Raw genomic sequence first — 15,895 nt, forward strand, 5'->3', positions numbered from 1 at the left:
TCGCGTTTAAACTCTGCGCTGAAATTTCTTTTTTTCATTGAGGCACCTGTAATGTCCTGAGGTGAGCATATCACCTCTGTTCAGGTGGCCAAATTCAGTAAACCACTACACACAAGAAATCACTGGATGACGACAAAAGCCGGATCGGATTCTGGCTTCAGCATTTTTCAGGGATGCAACTGAAGGATATCACGGAGGCTAGAATTTACTCTGCCATCCAGAAAATGACGAACAGGCGGCACGAGGAAAACTGGAAGCTAATGGATGAGGCTTGCAGGAAAAAAGGGAAACCTTCGCCGGCATACAAGCCTAAGCCAGCAGCAGTGGCGACAAAGGCCACACACCTGTCTTTCATTAAGGCTTTACTAAGGGCGGCCGAGCGTGAATGGAAGATGCTTGATAAAGCTCCGATTATCAAAGTGCCTCAGCCGAAGAACAAGCGGATCAGATGGCTGGAGCCGCACGAAGCGAGAAGGTTGATTGATGAATGTCCGGAGCCGCTAAAGTCAGTCGTTGAGTTTGCGCTTTCAACTGGCCTCAGGCGTTCGAACATCATCAATCTGGAATGGCAGCAGATAGACATGCAGCGAAAGGTGGCATGGATACACCCTGAGCAGAGCAAATCAAATCAGGCCATTGGCGTGGCGCTGAATGATACTGCGTGTCGTGTGCTGAAAAAGCAAATTGGCAATCATCACAAATGGGTGTTTATATACCGTGAAAGCAGTACGAAACCAGACGGAACAAAATCACCTGTAGTCAGAAATATGCGCTATGACGCTAACACGGCATGGCGGGCAGCACTTAAACGGGCTGGGATAGAGGATTTCCGTTTCCATGATCTGAGGCATACCTGGGCAAGCTGGTTAGTTCAGGCTGGAGTTCCGATTTCGGTATTGCAGGAAATGGGGGGGTGGGAGTCTATCGAAATGGTTCGCCGTTATGCGCACCTTGCACCAAATCATCTGACCGAACATGCGCGGCAAATTGACTCGATTTTTGGGCTTTCCGTCCCAAATCTGTCCTACAGTGAAAATAAGGAAGGTACGAATGATTTGTAACTTATTGAAAGTGTTGGTGCCGATAATAGGAGTCGAACCTACGACCTTCGCATTACGAATGCGCTGCTCTACCAACTGAGCTATATCGGCCCTGCGATGTGTTCACGAGCGTGAATCACGGAGTAGAAGGTTAAAACTAAGCGGGTGATGCGTCAATGCCCTTGGGAATCAACCGGCTACTTTTGCATCACCCTTTTTCAATTAAGCACGAATCGTGTCGTCGCCGAAGCCAATCCACTTATAGGTTGTCAACGCTTCCAGCCCCATAGGGCCACGCGCGTGCAGCTTCTGCGTGCTGACAGCGACTTCTGCTCCCAGGCCAAACTGTCCGCCGTCGGTAAAACGCGTAGACGCATTCACATACACTGCGGAGGAGTCCACCTCGTTAATAAAGCGGTCTGCATTGCGCAGTGTACGGGTGAGGATGGCATCAGAGTGCTGAGTACCGTGCTGGCGAATATGATCGATGGCGTCATCCAGACCCGTCACGATTTTCACATTCAAATCCAGTGATAAAAACTCGTCGTCATACTGCTCCGCTTTTACCGCTTCCACTTTTGCCGGGCCGTTTTGCAGCAGCGCCAACGCCTGTTCATCAGCATGCAATGTCACGCCACTTTCCGCCATCTGCTTACTCAGCGCGGGCAGGAATCGCTGCGCGATACCCTGATGCACCAGCAGTGTTTCCACCGTGTTGCAGGTACTGGGGCGTTGGGTTTTCGCGTTAACGATGATTTTTAACGCCGGATCGATTTCCGCAGAGTCATCAACCACGATATGACACACGCCGATACCTCCGGTGATCACCGGGATGGTCGACTGTTCGCGGCACAGCTTATGTAAACCAGCGCCACCGCGCGGGATCAGCATGTCGATGTATTTATCCATGCGCAGCATTTCATTCACCAACGCGCGATCCGGGCTTTCGATAGCTTGCACCGCGCCGGCCGGTAAGCCGCACTCTTCCAGCGCCTGCTGGATAACTTTTACCGTGGCGGCGTTGGTGCGCCAGGTCTCTTTACCACCGCGCAGGATCGCGGCATTACCGGTTTTCAGGCACAAAGAAGCGACATCCACAGTGACGTTAGGACGCGCTTCATAAATCACACCAATCACGCCCAGCGGCACGCGCCGGCGCTCAATGCGCAATCCGCTGTCCAACAGACCACCGTCAATCACCTGGCCTACCGGATCCGCCAGTTTGCAAACCTGGCGCACATCATTGGCGATCGCGGTTAAGCGCGCCGGGTTGAGCGCCAGCCGGTCAAGCATCGCGTCACTCAGCCCGTTGCGGCGAGCTTCCAGCAGATCCTGTTCGTTCGCGAGCAGGATCTCTTGCGCCTGCGCTTCGAGATAATCAGCGATTTTTTCCAGCACGCGGTTTTTCTCGCGGCTGGAGAGCAATGCCAGCTTGTATGACGCTGCTTTGGCAGCGATGCCCATTTGTTCCAGCATACTTCTGCTCCTTAACGGGTAATCATGTCGTCGCGGTGCACCGCGACAGGGCCATATTCGTAGCCCAGAATGGCGTCAATCTGCTGCGAATGTTGCCCGGCAATGCGACGCAGCGCATCGCTGTTATAACGGCTTACACCGTGGGCGATATCGCGACCTTGCAGATTACGAATGCGGATCACTTCACCACGGGAAAAGTTGCCTGTCACGCTTTTAATGCCTTTGGGCAACAAGGAGCTGCCGCGTTCCAGAATGGCCGCCGTTGCGCCTTCATCAACGGTAATTTCACCGGCAGGCGGTGCGCCAAAGATCCAGCGTTTACGGTTTTCCAGCGGCGACTCCTGGGCGTGAAAGCGCGTGCCGACGGAAATCCCTTCCACAACATCGCCAATCACGCCTGGCTTGCTGCCCGCAGCGATAATGGTGTCGATCCCCGCGCGGCAGGCAACGTCAGCCGCTTGCAGCTTGGTGCCCATCCCGCCCGTACCGAGGCCGGAAACGCTGTCCCCGGCAATCGCGCGCAGCGCATCGTCGATGCCGTAAACGTCTTTAATCAGTTCCGCGTCCGGGTTGCTACGCGGATCGGCGGTAAACAGGCCTTGCTGATCGGTCAGCAGTAGCAGTTTGTCGGCACCGGCAAGGATAGCGGCGAGCGCGGAGAGGTTATCATTATCGCCGACTTTGATTTCCGTGGTGGCTACGGCGTCGTTTTCGTTAATCACCGGCACGATATTGTTGTCGAGCAGCGCACGCAGCGTGTCGCGCGCATTGAGGAAACGCTCCCGATCTTCCATATCGGCGCGCGTCAGCAGCATCTGCCCAATATGAATCCCGTAAATGGAAAACAGTTGTTCCCACAGTTGAATCAAACGGCTCTGCCCTACCGCCGCCAGCAGCTGTTTCGACGCGATAGTCGCGGGGAGTTCCGGGTAGCCCAGATGCTCGCGTCCGGCGGCAATCGCGCCAGACGTCACAATTACAATTCTATGCCCGGCGGCGTGTTGCTGTGCGCACTGGCGCACCAGTTCAACAATATGGGCGCGGTTCAGGCGACGGGATCCGCCCGTTAAAACACTGGTACCGAGTTTTACCACCAGCGTCTGGCTGTCACTCATGATTCTCTGCCGTTTTTTTAAGGAAATATAAGGAAAGTAAATCGTCGTCAGACGTTGTAACAGGAGTGAGAGCGATTGCCAACTGCCAGAGCTGTCAGCCCACTTTTTTGTTGCGCGGGATCAGCAAGCGTAGCGGCAGGATTTGACACTTTTATGGCAAATACAAAAAAACATAACTTTTTAAAAATATTCTTAATTTGTCATAAATCTTTAATTTCGCAGCGTTAAAACCCTTCCTGTTTTTCACGGGGCGTATGCCCAGCGAATATTAGCGCGTTAGTCAAATCAGGAATCAAAATGAAAAAGAGCACTCTGGCATTAATGGTGATGAGCGTTGTCGCTTCTGCTTCTTCTGTTCACGCAGCCGAAGTTTATAACAAGAACGGCAACAAACTGGACGTGTACGGCAAAGTAAAAGCCATGCACTACTTCAGTGACGATACCACCAACGACGGTGACAAAACTTACGTGCGTTTCGGCTTCAAAGGCGAAACACAGATTAACGATCAGCTGACCGGTTTCGGCCGTTGGGAAGCTGAATTTGCTGGTAACAACGACGAAACCAACAACAACAACTCAGCGACCAGCCAGAAAACCCGTCTGGCGTTTGCTGGTTTGAAAATCAAAGATTTTGGTTCTATCGACTACGGTCGTAACCTGGGCGTGCTGTACGACGTGGCTTCCGTAACGGATATGTTCCCGGAATTCGGTGGCGACGGCCTGACTCGTACCGATAACTTCATGACCAAGCGTACCTCTGGTGTTGCAACTTACCGCAACACCGACTTCTTCGGCATGATCGACGGTCTGAATATGACCCTGCAGTACCAGGGTAAAAACGAAAGCAACCGCGCTGTCAGCAAACAAAACGGCGACGGCTGGGGTACTTCTCTCTCCTATAACTTCGGCGGCAGCGCATTCAGCCTGATTGGCGCGTATGCGAACTCTGATCGTACCAACGCACAGAACACCGCAGCGTTTGGTCGCGGCGAGAAAGCCGAAGCCTGGGCAACCGGCGCGAAATACGATGCGAACAACCTGTATATCGCCACCATGTACGGCGTCGCTTACAACATGACACCAGTATCTGCCGCAGCGAGCACCGGGCTGGGTTCGGGTTTTGCTAACAAAACCGAGAACTTCGAAGCGGTTGTCCAGTACCAGTTCGACTTCGGTCTGCGTCCGTCTCTGGGTTATGTCCTGACTAAAGGCAAGGATCTGGAAAAAGGTGTTGGCGACGAAGATCTGGTTAACTACATCGACGTTGGAGCAACTTACTACTTCAACAAAAACTTCTCTGCGATGGTTGACTACAAAATCAACCAGTTGAAAGACGACAACAAACTGGGTCTGGCGAACGACGACGTTGTTGCGGTTGGCGTGACTTACCAGTTCTAAGTTGTAGCACCGGTAATACCCCTCGTTATATCGAATGCCCTCGCAAGAGGGCATTTATTTAACCTGATTCAGGTGGAAGGCCGGAAAACTGCGGCCAGGCCCGATAAGCGCGAGCTATCGGGCTTTTTTTTTTATGCGGGGAGTTACGCGGTGAGCTTCAACTGTTCTTTGAAGTCTTCGGCAGGTTCCAGCTTCAGCTCAAGTGAAGCCAGCAAGGTTTTAGCACGTTCGTGAAAATCGCGCAGCGTGTGCTCTAAACGATCGGTCACTTCCTGATCTTTTATCGCCGTAGGTTTCCATTGCCCTTCTTTATCAAAAAGGCCGAACTGATAACGGTAGGTAAAACGTGTCTCCTGCGCTTCCATTTCCATCCACCAGCCCCAGAACTCTCGTTTTTCCGGCGCGGGTTTAACATTCACGCAAACTGCCAGGCAATCAAAGAAAAAACGGTTCTCTTCGCATTGCTCTTCGCGGATATAAGGCCCCAGCGCAGTAAACTTTTTAATCAACCTGCTTCTCGGATGTCCACTCGGTAACGTCATTGCGATCTCCTTTTGTGAAGCAACTGTTTTACCAAACCGATAGAATTTATCAATCTATTAACGAAAATGATGGTTGATCCATCCGGTTATTTGTTGCAACGCCTTATCAAAATTTCGATAAACCGGGTTAAACGGGATTTCCAGCAGTTTGCCGTTGCCAGATGACGAGGTGATTAAACGCGACTCCTCCTCCGGGCTGAAGGGATCGTTTTGCCAGTAACCGGAAAGCATCGGCGTGGGGCAACGTCTGCCGAGCAAACCCTGGATTTTCAGCGAATAGCGATTCAGCTCCACGCGCAGCGCCTCGTCGGAAGCGTCATGCATCCCCAGACGGCTGGCGAGCACATCCAGATACATCTCCGGCACGCGTCCCTGGCGCTGCGGATCGCTTAACAGTGCATGCACCACCGGCCCAAGGCAAGCCACCGCTTTCAGGCGCGAAGATTCAAGGTATGCCAGGCGCACCGCCACATTCGCGCCAAAGCGAAAGCCAAACGCCGCCACCCGCGTGTGATCGATCCAGGGAATGTTCGGCAGCGCCTGCAGCGCATGCTGGTGTAGCAGGCTGGAATCCTGTGTCAGTTTCCACTTCGAAGAGAAGCCAACCGACGGCATATCCAGCGTCAGCATCGCGATGCCTTGCGGCGCGAAATAGCGTTCAAACAGGGTGTAATAGTCGCTTTGCAGGCTATCCAGCCCGCCGCACATTAATACCGTCGGAAACGGGCCATTGCCAGGCGGCATATGCAAAAATCCGGTGACCGGCGTACCGCCGGGAATGGCGAACTGCAGCTCTTTGATCTCGCCCGGCAGACGCTGCACCGCCTCTTCATACGCGCGGTTCGCCAGCGCTTGCGCCTGCTCAGCGAGCGAATCACCTTTAATATGAGGATAAGCGGCAATGCTGAACAAACTGGACGCATGCAGCCAGTGTTTGCCACTGATTTCTGGCGCGGGTTCCTGCATCGCTTTTTGCTGCCACGACATAGCCTGCACGGACCATTCATAGATCCAGTTGCCGTTACGGTAACCCACCACCGTGTCATACAATTCCGGGTCAGTGCGTTCAGCCTGGCTCATCACAATGCGCGCCTGTACTTCGAGGATCTCTCGCGGATCCACGCCGCGCCAAACCCACATCAGCCGGTTGAGCATGCGATACCAGTGCGGCACATTTTTGCCATCAAGGGTCGACAGGATCGGCGATTGCGCGCCACGATTAAACCGGCGTACCAGCGTGGAAGTTTCAGGGTGCTTGAAGCGGGGTTTGAATAACGTTTCGCTAAGATTGGGCTGTGACATTGCGCGCAGGCTCCATGTATCTATCACCGGCGGTTATTGTAACCTGTTGCGCACTAAAAAGAACAACGCCCGGCAAAACCGGGCGTGAGCAAATGTTTCAAAGCAGAATTAACGGCCGCTGATTGGCGGCACAAACACCACGCCCATATCCCACGGCTGTTCAATCCAGGTGTCCTGCGGGATATCGATCACGTAATCGTCAACCAGCGGGCGACCTGCCGGTTTGGCGAAAATAGTGACGAAATGCGCTTTGGGATACATTTCACGAATGGCGACAGCGGTACCACCGGTGTCCACCAGATCGTCGATCACGATAAAACCTTCGCCGTCACCTTCTGCGCGTTTCAGGACTTTCAGCTCGCGCTGGTTGTCGTGGTCGTAGCTGGAGATACATACGGTATCAACATGACGAATGCCCAGCTCACGCGCCAGCAATGCGCCTGGCACCAGACCGCCACGGCTGACGGCAATAATGCCTTTCCATTGTTCTGAAGGCATCAATCGGGCGGCCAGTTTGCGTGCGTGAATCTGCAACATGTCCCAGGTGACGACGTATTTTTCGCTCATGTGAAGTGTCCCAGCCTGTGTTTTACGGCTTAAAAATTATTCGAGGGGGAAATAGGTTGCGCGAGATTATAGAGATCTGAAGCGCTAAAAACCAGTATTACCCGGCATTACCGGCGCTTTTTCCGCGCACTGGTGCTCGCAGCGCGGCAATAAAGTGTTATTCTCAACGCCATCTCGCAAGCTGACGGCTTGCGATGTTCGTTTATTTAACCCTGTGACCTGCAAGGTATGTTGCGCAGGCTCTTCGTAAGGAGACTCATCGTGTCTGAACTGTCTCACCTATCGCCACAGCCGCTGTGGGATATTTTTGCCAAAATTTGTTCTATTCCGCACCCGTCTTACCATGAAGAACAACTCGCCGGTCACATTATGGACTGGGCGAAAGAAAAGGGGTTGCATGCGGAACGCGACCAGGTTGGCAACATTCTGATCCGTAAACCAGCCACCGCTGGCATGGAAAACCGCAAGCCGGTAGTTCTGCAAGCACACCTTGATATGGTGCCGCAGAAAAATAACGACACAGTACACGATTTCACCACCGATCCGATTCGCCCGTATGTAGACGGTGAATGGGTTAAAGCGCGCGGCACCACGCTCGGCGCGGATAACGGCATCGGCATGGCTTCCGCGCTGGCGGTGCTGGCAGATGACAGCGTTGAACACGGTCCGCTGGAAGTGCTGCTGACCATGACCGAAGAAGCAGGCATGGATGGCGCGTTTGGTCTGCAAGCGAACTGGCTGCAGGCGGACATTCTGATTAACACCGACTCTGAAGAAGAGGGTGAAATCTACATGGGGTGCGCAGGTGGTATCGATTTTATCACCACCCTGCCACTCACCCGCGAAGCCGTACCGGCCGGGTATGAAACCTTCAAGCTGACGCTGAAAGGGCTGAAAGGCGGCCACTCTGGTGCCGAAATTCATGTCGGTTTAGGTAACGCCAACAAACTGCTGGCGCGCTTCCTGGCCGGTCACGCGGCGGAGCTGGATCTGCGTCTGCTGGATTTCACTGGCGGTACGTTGCGTAACGCGATTCCGCGCGAAGCGATTGCTGTTTTCGCCATTCCGGCAGATAAAGCCGCGCAGCTGAAAACGCTGGCCAGCGAATATCAGGCAATCCTGAAAAACGAGCTGGAAGCCAAAGAGAAGAATCTGGTGGTACTGCTGGACAGCGCAAGCAGCGATAAAGCGGCGCTGACCACCGCCTCGCGCGATACGTTTGTGCGCCTGCTGAACGCGACGCCGAACGGGGTTATTCGCAACTCTGACGTCGCCAAAGGCGTGGTAGAAACCTCGCTGAACGTGGGCGTGGTAACGCTGCAAGACGACAACGCCGAGATCATCTGCCTGATCCGCTCGCTGGTAGATAGCGGGAAAGATTATGTGGTGAGCATGCTGGAGTCACTGGGTGCGCTGGCGGGAGCGAAAACCGCACCGAAAGGCGGCTACCCTGGCTGGCAGCCGGACGCGCGTTCACCGGTGATGGCGCTGGTGCGTGAAACTTATCAGCGTCTGTTCAACAAAACGCCGAACATTCAGGTGATCCACGCGGGTCTGGAGTGCGGTCTGTTCAAAAAACCGTACCCGGATATGGATATGGTATCGATTGGGCCAACCATCACCGGCCCGCACTCACCGGATGAGCAAGTGCATATCGAAAGCGTGGGCCATTACTGGACCCTGCTGACCGAATTGCTGAAAGCGATTCCGGCGAAATAAGCCTGTTGTCCGCGCCGCCCGGCGCGGACATTATCCCCGACTCTACACTGCCTTAAATGCCATCCCTTTAAACGCGCGCAGCGGGTTTCTCCCCGTTCAATCTGCGGGTGAAACAATCGACGTTCCAATTTCAGCGTCACGCGTTCAGCATCCTTTATTTGTTGCAGACGATGAGCAATCAGCAAGGTTGCCAGCCGTTTAGTAGAAATATTTTCCGAAACGAGATGGCAAAGAGAATTGCCCGTATCTCCTTTTATATATGAACAAATAAAAGGGACCGGCAGACGAAACCGGGGTTACAGGAACGACAAAGAGACATCAGGGCACGGTGAAATTCTTGTGCAGTAATGTGAAATAAACGTCGGGGATAAAGAAGCGTGTAATAGATCCGTAGCGTAATTTTATAGCCCTAACACCAGTTGCCGTTCCAGTTGAGGATCAAGCAGCGTGACATGCAACCCAACCAGCCGGACACCGCGCCCGCTGCGGCGGTCGTTCCAGGTTTTTTGCGCCGTCGCCAGTAAATCCTCTTTATTTAACCGCGGCCAGACATGCTCCTGAGTCGTAAGCTGGAAATCATTAAATTTCAGTTTTACCCCCTGGCGAGCAATTAACAGATCCGGTTTTACTTTTGCCAACCGCCGCTCAAGCTCAGGGTAGAGATGTTCGATAATCGCTTCGCACTCTTCCCAGCTGTGAATATCTTCCGCCAGCGTCCGCTCCACGCCCACCGATTTACGCAACCGTTCGCTGTTAATTTCCCGCTCGTCAATGCCCTGACTGCGCTCCCATAAAATACGGCCGAATTTACCAAAGCGTTTAAGCAGCATGGCCAGGTCGCTCTTTTGCACATCTTCACAGGTGCGCAGCCCCAGCGTTTCCAGTTTTGCCGCTGATACCTTCCCCACACCGGGGATTTTGCCGAGCGGTAGCGTGCGCAGAAACGCCGGGACATCAGCGGGAGTAATCACATATTGCCCGTTGGGTTTGTTGAGATCGGAGGCAATTTTGGCGAGAAACTTCACCGGTGCAACGCCCGCCGACGCAGTCAGTTGGGTTTCATTAAAAATGGTCTGGCGAATCTCCTGCGCCATTAGGGTCGCCGAACCGTGGCAGTGCGGGCTATCGGTAACATCAAGATAGGCTTCATCCAGCGAGAGCGGTTCAATACGCGAGGTGTAACGAGAGAAGATATCGCGGATCTGGTTAGACGCTTCTTTATAAGCGTCAAAACGGCCGGGCAATAGCGTGAGGTGCGGGCAGAGTTTAAGCGCCATCGCTGTTGGCATCGCGCTGCGTACGCCAAATTTGCGTGCCGGATAGTTCGCCGTGCTGATCACGCCGCGTTGTACCCGGCTGCCGCCGATAGCGATGGGAATATCGCGCAGGGCCGGGTTATCGCGCATCTCAACCGCCGCGAAAAAGCAGTCCATATCAACATGTATGATTTTGCGCATGCGTACGCCCTCACAGAACACTGGATAAGTATACAGCACACTTACAGCAATTGAGAAGCCAGTACGTAAATCCGACGAAAAGAGAGGAATATAAGCGGTAATTCAGGCTTTTTACTCGCATAATAGTCGCCAGCTTTCGGCCAAGCGTTTGATACATAATCCTCAATCTTATTCGCGCGAGACAAAAGCGAAGCCAATAAAGAGGCAGCGTGAAAGACGACGTAGATTGGGGCTTGCGAAAAAATGCCGTAATGCTAATGTGGGCGCTCCAAAACAGAATAGTCTGAATTTTGGGCTTCTTTTGCCGTCCTGGCAATGTGGTATTAGCTTTATCAAGGAAACAAGTAGTATGCGCAAAATCGCATTATTTATTGCGATGCTTCTGCTTCCGTGCGTCTCTTTTGCTGGCCTGGTGAGCAGCAACGGTTCAGTAACGCCGGTCAGCAAAGAATATAAGCAGCAGTTGATGGGGTCGCCGGTTTATATCCAGATCTTCAAAGAAGAGCGCACCCTTGATCTTTACGTCAAGATGGGCGAGCAATATCAGTTGCTCGACAGCTACAAGATTTGTAATTACTCCGGCGGGTTAGGCCCCAAGCAGCGCCAGGGTGATTTTAAAAGCCCGGAGGGTTTCTACTCCGTGCAGCGCAGCCAGTTGAAGCCGGATAGCCGCTTCTATAAAGCCATTAATATTGGGTTTCCGAATAACTACGATCGCGCCCACGGCTATGAAGGCAAATACCTGATGATCCACGGCGCTTGCGTGTCGATTGGTTGCTACGCAATGACGGATTCCGGTATTGATGAGATCTTCCAGTTTGTTACCGCCGCGCTGGTTTTCGGACAGCCGAACGTGCAGGTGAGTATCTATCCGTTCCGCATGACCGACGCCAATATGCAGCGCCATAAGTATTCAACGTATGCGGATTTCTGGAAGCAATTGAAGCCGGGTTATGACTACTTCGCCACCACCCACCAGCCGCCGGTTGTCTCGGTCGTGGATGGTCGCTATGTGGTTAGTAAGCCGCTGAACACCGCTGTTCAGCCGCAGCTGGCGTCAAACTACACGCTCCCCCAGGCAAAATAATGCCCATTCGCCTGGCATAATCTTTTGCCAGGTTTCATTACCGGTTAACGGCTGGGTAGCAATCACGGTAACCACATCGTTTGGTGTGGTTTCCCGCTGAAAATCAATTTCCACATCCTGATCCAGCAGCTTCGCTACGCCAAACGGCGCACGACGGGTGATCCAGAACAGGTTGGTCGAACAAAACGCCATTACATAACGCCCGTCTGACAGCAGCATATTAAAAACGCCCTTCTCGCGCAGTTCCGTTGCCAGTGCCGCAATATATTTAAACACCGCCGCCATATTGCCCGGTGTGCGCGGGTAGCGTTCGGTCAGCTTGTGCAATAGCCAGCAAAAGGCTTTCTCGCTGTCGGTTTCGCCAATTGGGCGGAAATTACCGGTCTCCAGCGATTTATAACCTGTGAGCTGCCCGTTGTGCGCATATGTCCAGTTGCGCCCCCAAAGTTCGCGGGTAAACGGATGGGTATTTTCCAGCGCCACTTCGCCACGATTCGCCTGGCGAATATGGGCAATCACCGAACGGGATTTGATCGGATAGTCCTGTACTAATTTCGCAATAGGGGAATTAAAACTCGGTTGCGGATCTTTGAACGTGCGACAGCCCTTGCCTTCGTAAAAGGTAATGCCCCAGCCATCTTTATGCGGCCCGGTTCCGCCGCCACGCTGGACGAGACCGGTAAAACTAAAGCAGATATCGGTTGGCACATTTGCGCTCATACCGAGCAGTTCGCACATACACACCCCCACACAGCGCCCTTATCAGAGAAGGCGTAATTGGTGCAGCCAGTTGGCATACGGACAGTGCGCCGATTCACTGCACGCAGACAGGATCTCGGGCACTGCCGGAGTCAAAAAGGCAAAATCGCCTTCCTTAAGCCTTAACCATCTCTTTTTCAATCAACTGAATCAGGATATGGATCACTTTAATGTGAATTTCCTGAATACGGTCAGCATAACCAAAATGCGGCACGCGAATTTCAACATCTGCGCTGCCCGCCATTTTGCCGCCGTCTTTACCGGTCAGGGTGATCACTTTCATTCCCTTCTCACGCGCCGCCGCAACCGCTTTGATCACGTTGCCGGAGTTACCGGAAGTGGAGATCCCCAGCAGCACGTCGCCTTCGCGGCCAACGGCTTCCACATAACGGGAGAAAACATAGTCGTAACCGAAGTCGTTGCTGACGCAGGAGAGATGGCTCACGTCAGAGATGGCAATCGCCGGGTAACCCGGACGGTTTTCACGGTAGCGCCCGGTTAACTCTTCTGCGAAATGCATCGCATCACAATGCGAGCCGCCGTTACCACAGGACAACACTTTGCCGCCAGCTTTAAAGCTGTCGGCCAGCAATACCGCCGCGCGCTGAATAGCGTGAATATTGGCATCATCTTTCAAGAAGTTCGCCAGCGTTTCGGCCGCTTCGTTCAGTTCGTTACGAATAAGATCCTGGTACATGAGGATATCCTTCAGCATAAATGTAAATAACACTGCGCAGTGTACCGGATACTATTCCAGGCGAGAAGTTAAAGCCGTAGCGCCCCGTCGTTTTCATTTTCCGTGCGCAAAAAGCCCTCAACAATGTGAACCAGGTTGTAATTATTTTGTAAACACATTGCTAAAAGAAATCACATCCACTACAACCAATACATCACAAGTGGTCAGACCTCCTACAAGCAAGGGAGCTTTTCTTTATGATGATTTTGAGCATTATCGCAACGGTTGTTCTGCTCGGCGCGCTGTTTTACCACCGCGTTAACCTGCTGCTCAGCAGCGTGATCCTGCTGGCGTGGACCGCCGCGCTCGGCGTTGCGGGCCTGTGGTCTATCTGGGTGCTGCTGCCGCTCGCGATTATTCTGGTGCCGTTTAACCTGCCGCCGATGCGTAAAGCGTTGATTTCCGCACCGGCATTCCGTGGTTTCCGTAAAGTGATGCCGCCAATGTCGCGTACCGAAAAAGAGGCCATCGACGCCGGGACAACCTGGTGGGAAGGCGATCTGTTTCGCGGTAACCCGGACTGGAAAAAACTGCATAACTACCCGCAGCCGCGCCTGACCGCCGAAGAGCAGGCGTTTATCGACGGCCCGGTGGAAGAAGCCTGTCGCATGGCGAATGACTTCGAGATCACCCACGAAATGGCCGATCTGCCGCCGGAACTGTGGGCGTTCTTAAAAGAGCACCGCTTCTTTGCGATGATCATCAAAAAAGAGTACGGCGGGCTGGAATTCTCTGCTTATGCCCAGTCCCGTGTGCTGCAAAAACTCGCGGGAGTCTCCGGTATTCTGGCGATCACCGTCGGCGTACCGAACTCCTTAGGCCCGGGTGAATTGCTGCAACACTACGGCACCCAGGAGCAAAAAGATCACTATTTGCCGCGCCTGGCGCGCGGTGTAGAAATCCCCTGCTTCGCACTGACCAGCCCAGAAGCTGGCTCCGATGCGGGCGCCATTCCGGATACCGGCATCGTTTGCATGGGTGACTGGCAGGGCGAACAGGTGCTCGGTATGCGCCTGACCTGGAACAAACGCTACATTACGCTCGCGCCAATCGCTACGGTTCTGGGGCTGGCGTTCAAACTCTCTGACCCGGATAAACTGCTGGGTGGCGAGGAAGAATTAGGCATTACCTGTGCGCTGATCCCCACCTCTACGCCGGGCGTGGAAATTGGCCGCCGTCACTTCCCGCTGAACGTGCCGTTCCAGAATGGCCCGACCCGCGGCGACGATATTTTTGTGCCGATTGATTACATTATTGGCGGGCCGAAGATGGCCGGTCAGGGCTGGCGTATGCTGGTGGAATGTCTGTCGGTAGGTCGCGGTATTACGCTGCCGTCCAACTCCACTGGCGGCGTTAAATCCGTCGCGATGGGGATTGGCGCGTACGCTCATATCCGCCGCCAGTTCAAAGTGTCGATTGGTAAAATGGAAGGCATCGAAGAGCCGCTGGCGCGCATTGGCGGTAACGCCTACGCCATGGATGCAGCCGCATCGCTGGTGACCTACGGCATTATGCTCGGTGAAAAACCGGCGGTGCTTTCGGCAATCGTTAAGTATCACTGTACCCACCGTGGTCAGCAGTCAATCATTGATGCGATGGATATTGCCGGCGGTAAAGGCATCATGCTCGGCGAGGGCAACTTCCTGGCGCGGAGCTACCAGGGTGCGCCGATCGCCATTACCGTTGAAGGCGCGAATATCCTCACCCGTACCATGATGATCTTCGGCCAGGGCGCTATCCGCTGCCATCCGTATGTGCTGGAAGAGATGGCCGCCACGCAGAATAACGACGTGGACGCCTTCGATAAACTGCTGTTCAAACATATCGGTCATGTCGGCAGCAATATGATGCGCAGTTTCTGGCTCGGCCTGACACGCGGTTTAACCAGCGCCACGCCAACCCGTGACGCCACCAAACGTTACTACCAGCATCTGAACCGTGTGAGTGCCAACCTCGCGCTGCTCTCGGATGTGTCTATGGCGGTGCTTGGCGGCAGCCTGAAACGCCGCGAACGCATCTCGGCACGTCTCGGCGATGTGTTAAGCCAGCTCTATCTCGCCTCGGCGGTGCTGAAACGCTATGACGACGAAGGCCGTCAGGAAGCGGATCTGCCGCTGGTACACTGGGGCGTGCAGGATGCGCTCTACCAGGCGGAACAGGCAATGCATGATTTACTGGAGAACTTCCCGAACCGCTTTGTGGCTGGCGCCCTGAGCCTGGTGATTTTCCCGACCGGTCGTCACTACCGCGCGCCGTCCGACAAACTGGATCACAAAATAGCGAAGATCCTGCAAACCCCGAGCGCAACGCGTTCACGTATTGGTCGCGGCCAGTACCTGACGCCGAGCGAGCATAACCCGGTCGGCTTGCTGGAAGAGGCGCTGGTTGATGTGATGGCAGCGGATCCGATTCATCAGCGCATCTGCAAAGAGTTAGGCAAAAACCTGCCGTTCACCCGTCTGGACGTGCTGGCTCAGCAGGCGCTGGCAAGCGGGCTGATTAATCAGGAAGAGGCCGCGCTGTTGAACAAAGCCGAGGTCAGCCGCCTGCGCAGTATCAACGTTGACGACTTTGAACCGGAGGCACTGGCGACTCAGCCGGTGGTAAAAACGCCGGAGAAAGTGCGTAAACCGGAAGCTGCCTGACGCAGCAAGCCGCTGAAAACCCTCTCCTCTTATCGAAACCCGCATCATGCGG

Annotated in this window: 12 protein-coding genes, 1 tRNA gene and 2 pseudogenes; 5 read left to right on the forward strand and 10 right to left on the reverse strand. The window is 53.9% G+C overall.

All coding sequences use genetic code 11. The annotated features are described in order from the left end of the window. Positions 1-110 precede the first annotated feature (110 nt). Positions 111-1,061, forward strand: a pseudogene (locus tag RT644_RS22155) (site-specific integrase); the annotation flags it as partial. A 14-nt stretch (positions 1,062-1,075) separates the two neighbouring features. Here the strand turns inward: RT644_RS22155 and RT644_RS22160 are convergent. From RT644_RS22160 to proB, 3 genes are all read right to left on the reverse strand, one after another. Further along, a tRNA-Thr gene (locus tag RT644_RS22160) sits at positions 1,076-1,151 on the reverse strand. 111 nt (positions 1,152-1,262) lie between these two features. Continuing rightward, positions 1,263-2,516: a glutamate-5-semialdehyde dehydrogenase gene (proA, locus tag RT644_RS22165; protein WP_097406347.1), complete on the reverse strand. Its 1,254-nt coding sequence runs from the start codon at positions 2,514-2,516 to the stop codon at positions 1,263-1,265. 11 nt (positions 2,517-2,527) lie between these two features. Further along, positions 2,528-3,631 carry a glutamate 5-kinase gene (gene proB / locus RT644_RS22170; RefSeq protein ID WP_020456691.1) on the reverse strand — a complete coding sequence of 368 codons (1,104 nt, stop codon included), beginning with the start codon at positions 3,629-3,631 and terminating at the stop codon, positions 2,528-2,530. Between the two features lie 297 nt (positions 3,632-3,928). On the opposite strand from proB, the gene phoE reads away from it, so the two are divergent. After that, a complete protein-coding gene (phoE, locus tag RT644_RS22175) occupies positions 3,929-5,029 on the forward strand; it encodes a phosphoporin PhoE (protein WP_097406348.1) in 1,101 nt (366 codons plus the stop codon). Positions 5,030-5,172: 143 nt separating this feature from the next. Here the strand turns inward: phoE and crl are convergent, their stop codons facing one another. From crl to gpt, 3 genes are all read right to left on the reverse strand, one after another. Next, positions 5,173-5,571 carry a sigma factor-binding protein Crl gene (crl, locus tag RT644_RS22180; RefSeq protein WP_045509415.1) on the reverse strand — a complete coding sequence of 133 codons (399 nt, stop codon included), beginning with the start codon at positions 5,569-5,571 and terminating at the stop codon, positions 5,173-5,175. 57 nt (positions 5,572-5,628) lie between these two features. Beyond that, positions 5,629-6,873 carry an esterase FrsA gene (gene frsA, locus RT644_RS22185; RefSeq protein WP_097406349.1) on the reverse strand — a complete coding sequence of 415 codons (1,245 nt, stop codon included), beginning with the start codon at positions 6,871-6,873 and terminating at the stop codon, positions 5,629-5,631. A 108-nt stretch (positions 6,874-6,981) separates the two neighbouring features. Further along, positions 6,982-7,440: a xanthine phosphoribosyltransferase gene (gene gpt, locus RT644_RS22190; RefSeq protein WP_003863205.1), complete on the reverse strand. Its 459-nt coding sequence runs from the start codon at positions 7,438-7,440 to the stop codon at positions 6,982-6,984. A gap of 261 nt (positions 7,441-7,701) precedes the next feature. On the opposite strand from gpt, the gene pepD reads away from it, so the two are divergent. Continuing rightward, positions 7,702-9,159, forward strand: coding sequence for a cytosol nonspecific dipeptidase (gene pepD, locus RT644_RS22195; protein WP_313628138.1), 1,458 nt, complete (start codon positions 7,702-7,704; stop codon positions 9,157-9,159). Positions 9,160-9,201: 42 nt separating this feature from the next. Here the strand turns inward: pepD and prfH are convergent. Then, a pseudogene (gene prfH / locus RT644_RS22200) lies at positions 9,202-9,365 on the reverse strand (peptide chain release factor H); the annotation flags it as partial. 195 nt (positions 9,366-9,560) lie between these two features. Then, positions 9,561-10,616, reverse strand: a complete 1,056-nt coding sequence (dinB, locus tag RT644_RS22205; protein ID WP_020456687.1) for a DNA polymerase IV — start codon at positions 10,614-10,616, stop codon at positions 9,561-9,563. A gap of 349 nt (positions 10,617-10,965) precedes the next feature. On the opposite strand from dinB, the gene dpaA reads away from it, so the two are divergent. Then, positions 10,966-11,703, forward strand: coding sequence for a peptidoglycan meso-diaminopimelic acid protein amidase (gene dpaA / locus RT644_RS22210; protein ID WP_020456686.1), 738 nt, complete (start codon positions 10,966-10,968; stop codon positions 11,701-11,703). Here dpaA and RT644_RS22215 read toward each other — a convergent pair. Next, positions 11,674-12,441, reverse strand: a complete 768-nt coding sequence (locus tag RT644_RS22215) for a class II glutamine amidotransferase (protein ID WP_045513248.1) — start codon at positions 12,439-12,441, stop codon at positions 11,674-11,676. The genes dpaA and RT644_RS22215 overlap by 30 nt on opposite strands. A 136-nt stretch (positions 12,442-12,577) precedes the next feature. Continuing rightward, positions 12,578-13,159, reverse strand: coding sequence for a D-sedoheptulose 7-phosphate isomerase (lpcA, locus tag RT644_RS22220; protein ID WP_017458774.1), 582 nt, complete (start codon positions 13,157-13,159; stop codon positions 12,578-12,580). 236 nt (positions 13,160-13,395) lie between these two features. Between lpcA and fadE the strand changes: the two genes are divergently transcribed. Then, positions 13,396-15,843 (forward strand): acyl-CoA dehydrogenase FadE, encoded by a 2,448-nt coding sequence (gene fadE / locus RT644_RS22225; RefSeq protein ID WP_313628140.1) that lies wholly within the window; start codon positions 13,396-13,398, stop codon positions 15,841-15,843. Positions 15,844-15,895: the final 52 nt, after the last annotated feature.

This window comes from Kosakonia sp. (assembly GCF_032104925.1).
In the GTDB taxonomy this organism is placed as follows: domain Bacteria; phylum Pseudomonadota; class Gammaproteobacteria; order Enterobacterales; family Enterobacteriaceae; genus Kosakonia.

Coding starts and splice junctions, on each gene's coding strand:
- proA (WP_097406347.1), bottom strand. CDS start 2,516: ATGCTGGAACAAATGGGCATCGCTGCCAAAGCAGCGTCATACAAGCTG.
- proB (WP_020456691.1), bottom strand. CDS start 3,631: ATGAGTGACAGCCAGACGCTGGTGGTAAAACTCGGTACCAGTGTTTTA.
- phoE (WP_097406348.1), top strand. CDS start 3,929: ATGAAAAAGAGCACTCTGGCATTAATGGTGATGAGCGTTGTCGCTTCT.
- crl (WP_045509415.1), bottom strand. CDS start 5,571: ATGACGTTACCGAGTGGACATCCGAGAAGCAGGTTGATTAAAAAGTTT.
- frsA (WP_097406349.1), bottom strand. CDS start 6,873: ATGTCACAGCCCAATCTTAGCGAAACGTTATTCAAACCCCGCTTCAAG.
- gpt (WP_003863205.1), bottom strand. CDS start 7,440: ATGAGCGAAAAATACGTCGTCACCTGGGACATGTTGCAGATTCACGCA.
- dinB (WP_020456687.1), bottom strand. CDS start 10,616: ATGCGCAAAATCATACATGTTGATATGGACTGCTTTTTCGCGGCGGTT.
- dpaA (WP_020456686.1), top strand. CDS start 10,966: ATGCGCAAAATCGCATTATTTATTGCGATGCTTCTGCTTCCGTGCGTC.
- RT644_RS22215 (WP_045513248.1), bottom strand. CDS start 12,441: ATGTGCGAACTGCTCGGTATGAGCGCAAATGTGCCAACCGATATCTGC.
- lpcA (WP_017458774.1), bottom strand. CDS start 13,159: ATGTACCAGGATCTTATTCGTAACGAACTGAACGAAGCGGCCGAAACG.
- fadE (WP_313628140.1), top strand. CDS start 13,396: ATGATGATTTTGAGCATTATCGCAACGGTTGTTCTGCTCGGCGCGCTG.